The sequence below is a fragment of the Desulfacinum hydrothermale DSM 13146 genome, from assembly GCF_900176285.1.
In the GTDB taxonomy this organism is placed as follows: Bacteria; Desulfobacterota; Syntrophobacteria; order Syntrophobacterales; family DSM-9756; genus Desulfacinum; species Desulfacinum hydrothermale.
The window spans coordinates 1-4623 of the sequence record NZ_FWXF01000042.1; the positions used below are offsets into that span (position 1 = coordinate 1).

7 protein-coding genes are annotated in these 4623 nt (G+C 63.8%); all 7 read right to left on the bottom strand.

What is annotated here, in order from left to right; genetic code table 11:
* The coding region (locus B9A12_RS17450; RefSeq protein ID WP_212636983.1) for a hypothetical protein at window positions 1-248 on the bottom strand (248 nt) is incomplete at its 3' end.
* Window positions 245-460: a hypothetical protein gene (locus B9A12_RS16345; protein WP_084059128.1), complete on the bottom strand. Its 216-nt coding sequence runs from the start codon at window positions 458-460 to the stop codon at window positions 245-247. The genes B9A12_RS16345 and B9A12_RS17450, both read right to left, overlap by 4 nt.
* A gap of 14 nt (window positions 461-474) precedes the next feature.
* Window positions 475-897, bottom strand: coding sequence for a winged helix-turn-helix domain-containing protein (locus B9A12_RS16350; protein ID WP_139796702.1), 423 nt, complete (start codon window positions 895-897; stop codon window positions 475-477).
* A 128-nt stretch (window positions 898-1025) separates the two neighbouring features.
* Window positions 1026-1757, bottom strand: coding sequence for an AAA family ATPase (locus B9A12_RS16355; protein WP_084059155.1), 732 nt, complete (start codon window positions 1755-1757; stop codon window positions 1026-1028).
* 13 nt (window positions 1758-1770) lie between these two features.
* A complete protein-coding gene (locus B9A12_RS16360; RefSeq protein WP_084059156.1) occupies window positions 1771-3804 on the bottom strand; it encodes a Mu transposase C-terminal domain-containing protein in 2034 nt (677 codons plus the stop codon).
* A gap of 155 nt (window positions 3805-3959) precedes the next feature.
* Window positions 3960-4175 carry a helix-turn-helix domain-containing protein gene (locus B9A12_RS16365; RefSeq protein WP_084059157.1) on the bottom strand — a complete coding sequence of 72 codons (216 nt, stop codon included), beginning with the start codon at window positions 4173-4175 and terminating at the stop codon, window positions 3960-3962.
* On the bottom strand, window positions 4172-4623 hold a 452-nt coding region (locus B9A12_RS17165; RefSeq protein WP_212636986.1), incomplete at its 5' end, for a hypothetical protein. The genes B9A12_RS16365 and B9A12_RS17165, both read right to left, overlap by 4 nt.

Here is a 4623-nt window from a genome sequence, read left to right on the forward strand (position 1 = left end):
TCCCGTGCGCACACGCGGCACGTCTTCGTGGCCTCAGACATCACCGACTCATCTCCTCCCGACACGTAGTCCTCCCATCCACGGCACGTCTCACACTGCCCGGGCCTGGGCAGCGTGCGCGGACCGCTTCCACCGGCCACCACCTCCCGGAGGCTGGGCCTGGCCCGCAACGCCTCGCACTGGGCCGGCGTCATCCGACCCACCGCGCACTGAAACGTGTTCCGCGCCAGCCACTCCTCCGCGTTCATCCGGCCATCTCCCAGCGATACTCCAGGGGCGTGTCCCCAGTGTCCCCGGACATCCACGCATCATCCCGCCGCCCGTACCAGCCGCGCTCCGCGCTGCGCACCCACCGCCCCAACGGCCAGTAGGCGCTGGACCCGCATTTGGGACAGGACTGCGCTCCGCTGAACACCTCGTCGCAATCGAGACAGACCATGCATCCGTTTATCTTCGCCATGCTCCACCTCCCCATCAATCGTCCGCCAACGCTGCCCTGGCCTCCTGCAGGGCCCCCATCGCCTTGTCCAGCGCCTCCATCGCTGCTTTCTTTTTGGCTCGAAAGCGCCTGATTCTCTCGGCATTGTCCCCGGGCGGAGTCTGCATGTGCCCGGTGTAGCCATGCGCCAACTCATAGACCCTCTGCCTGCCTTGCCATCTGGCCCGAACCACCTCGGTCCGTGCCAGATCTCTCAAATAGCTACTGGCATAGGAGCGCTCCACGCCGGCCAGCTCCGCAAGATCATCGGCCGTAATCCGCCGGCGCATCCGGATCACACTCCACATGCGATCCCTTCCGCACCGCCGACCGGCGCCGGCCCTGGCCCGGTATTTGCCTTTATCGACTCGCTCGATTTCGCCTCGGCGCCGCGCATCCCGCAGCACCGTCCAAATCATCTTCTTGTCCGCATACGACTGGATCCCTACTGCATCAGCCAATTCATCTGCAGTCCAGATCCTCTGCGGCCCCATCTTGGTCCAAACCGCACGGCACCTCCCCGCAAGACCTTCTCCTCGCTTTGGCATCAGGCCACCCTCACTTTCTCCGCACCGTAGGCGTGCATGCCCTCGATGGACTGCGCCATCTTTCGGTCCACGTCCTGGGTCTTCTGCGCCGCGGCCACGTGGGCTAGGGCCACCACGTCCCGCCGGACCAGGCGGAAGTCTCCACCGCTGCGCTGGTGGATCTCCGCGGCGGCCTCCGGACTAACCTCGAGTCCGGCGGCCTCCCTGGCGTAAACGACCACATCCGCTGCCGTTATGGGCCCAAACTCCACCTGCTGGTAGATGCGGCTCCACACCCGGCGGTTGCGCCGCACCGCGCCGGCCAGCTCCTCTTCGCCCACCAGCACCACGGCGCAAGCCGTCACGTCGCTCACATCCCGCACCACATCCAGCCATCTGGAGGACATCTTCTCGATTTCGTCCAGGATCACCGTCCTCGGGGAAGCGGACAGCATGTCCACCAGGGCGGCGTAACACGCCCCACGGCGTTTCGGTGGCTGAGGAATACCCACCTCACGGCACAGCGCCCTGAGAAAGTCCAACTCCGTCCACACCGTGACCACCCGCAGATAGACGGCACCCTCCTTCGCGGCCCACCACTGACTGGTGCGCGTTTTGCCCCGGCCCGCCCGGCCGCACACCAGGCCCAGCCGGCCTTCACCATGTGCCAGGGCCAGTCCGTCCATTGCAGCCTCGAAATTGCGCACATTGCGAGTCACGATAAACACCGGCTTGAGACGCACCCTTCTCATCCAACACCTCCCTTTATGATGACGATACGACGTCCACCGCAGCCTGTAGCCTCAGATCATCAAACCACTGCTCATGCCTCCTGTATTCCGGCGACAGCTCAAACATCCGCATCCACACCCGGTCCTCCTCGGATAGCGTCCGTCCGCTCACCTCCAGGCGCACCAGCCGCTCATACCTGGCCAGATCGTCGGACCGGAACACATCCCGCGCGTCCTCCCGCACCACCTCCGGACCCGGTTCCGATGCCTCGTCCTCTGCGCCGCAGGTCGTGGCCGGCTGCATGGCCTCCAGTTCCGCCACCTCGCGCCGAATGCGCTCGATCTCGGCATCCGTTGGGCCCTCCAATGCAGGTGTGCGCGGTCCTAGTGGCTTGCCACTGGCCGTCGTGCCGTTCCCGTCGATTCCGGGGATCGTGGACGCCAGCAGGCGACGGTATTCCGGCAGCACCTGCCGTTCGAGCATCTCCCGGCAGATCGTAGACGCCTCCCTCTCCTGGCGGCGTTTGAGCGCGATCTGCTCCTCCAGGAGAGCCCGGTCCTCATCGGTGCCAAGGATGCCCGCGGCAGGGTGCACGGCCCGGACGCGCTCCGCCGTGCAGATGAAGGCGCCGTCCTGCCCGTAGACATGGATGCGGTCCGGATCCAGCCAGTCGTAGCGGATCACCACGGGATGACGGCGGCCATACAGCTCCGGATGGTAATAGTTGCAGCCGCGCCACCGGATGCCGTTGCGGCCGATTGTGCGAATCTCTGCGGCTAGCATGAGATCGCGCAGTACCGCCTCGTCCACGCCGTCGCCGCGGCCAGCGCGGAAAACGTCGATGGGAGCGGCACCGTCCAGGTGCTTCGCCCGGCTCGGCCGCCGGGCGTACTCGTCGAACCACGCCGCCACCGCCCAGTGGGCCTCCTCCATAGTCAGGGCGCGGCCCGCTTGCTTGTCCCAAACGGCGCGGTGCAACCGCTCGCCCCGCTTCAGGCGCGGGGGCTTATTGTCGATGCTCGTCCCTGTGTAGGACGGCATCCAGCGCTCCAGTTCCGCAAACGTGCCGAAAAAACGCTCCAGCGGCTTGGATTGGCCGTGATACGGCCAGGCAAAGATCGTGCGCGTGCCCAGACGCTCGAAGAGGCCGCCCAGGCCCGCTTGGGACAGGTCACAGGTGAAGTATTTGGCGCCGAAGGCCTTGCCGTTGTCCAGGTAGGCCACGGCCGGCACCTTGCCCAGGGCGATGACCGCGCGGCGAAAGGCCGATGCAATCGCCTGGGTGTTTTCCGTGGGCATGATTTCCCAGCCACAGGGATAGTTGGATCGCATATCGTACCATACGATCAGCACCATCCGTTTTGGCTTGCCGGTCCACGGGTTGAGGATTTCAAAATTGAGGATGTGCCCGTCGGCGACCAGAACGTCGCCGACGTTGAGCACGGACATATCCCGCTCGATGTAGTAGGCGCATTCGTCGTTCCAGGCCTTGGCGCCCCGGCGGGTGAAGGTCCATATATGATAATGATGATCCTTATACTCTTTGAGCACGCGTCGGTAGGTGGAATCGCTGCGGCCGTCCTCGATGCCGGACGCCCGCATTACGGCGCGGGCCCTCCGGATGGCTTCGCTGATCCTGGGGGCGCCCGGATGCAGCGCACACCGGATCAGTATGCGGCGCTGTTCGTCCGTCACCGAGACGGCACCCCGCCGGTGACGTCCCCGGAAATCCGCGAGGCGAAACGGATCGCCGGATTCATGCAGCGTCCTCTTCCATCGTTCAATACTCTTCCAGCTGACCTTCCCTAGGACCTCCAGGATCTCCGGCCAGGCGCCGCCCAGGTAGGCGCGCACGAACTCTTCGCGCGCCGCCACCTTGCGACCATGCGGATGCTTGGCCAGGTGGCGCACATAAAGACGGACCAGGTCGGCCCTGGCCAGGGCCTTCCGCCTTTGCTCATCCGACAACGCCGTAGGCGTCGCCTGGGCGACCACGGTGCCGCCGTCCTCCGGACAGGCGCACTCCAACGCCTTCCGTGCCTTCAGAGCCGCCAGCGCATCCTGCACATCCTGAGGCAGCGATTTAACGGGGAACAGCTTCCGTTGGCCACCTCGGCCAAGACCAGCTTCACATTTGCATGGCCAGACCTCAGAATGAGCCCGCTTGTGTACGGCCTGAAGAGAGACGCCCAGCGCCTCTGCTATCTCCCTAGCCGAGACATTCATGCATTACTCTCCTCGGAGAATATTGGGCATCCTCGCCGTTCGAGATAATCAATGACGGCGGCGCTCAGACCTTTTCGACGTCTACCCCTCTCGCCGGATATGACACGGCTGACGATGGCAGGGCTTGCCCCTGTCTCTTTGGCGATTTTGGCCTGTGTCATCCCTGCGTCGAGCAACCATTTCTTGATTTCAATTCTTCTGCGATTTTTCACAGTCCAACCTCCTGTGCGAGCCTCTTGGCTCGCCTTTTCGCCTTTCTCAACTCCAGCTCGGACCTGGCCCACTGGAGTATCTTCCCGTCCTCATCACTGATGACTTCGACGGACTGAAAGCTCCGTGCATACGCTTCCAGAGGCAGATTCGACTGAACGACACGGCAAAAGAGAGGAAGCAAACGAAGCGGGATAACGTGAGACGCCGCCGGAGCAACCCACTTATCCAGCAGAGCGGTGGTCACCTTCTGCCCACGTCCGTTTGTTGTCCAGCCTAGCTGCCTCATCAGGCGATTCATCTCGTCCACGATCTGGTCCCTGGACAACGAACAGGTCCGGATGGCCTCGCTCATGGCAGCCTTGATGGCTGGAACTGGATCCGTGATCACCTGCTCCCATACGTTCATCTGACGGGGGATTCCAGAATTGTCCCTGGATCTGACATTGA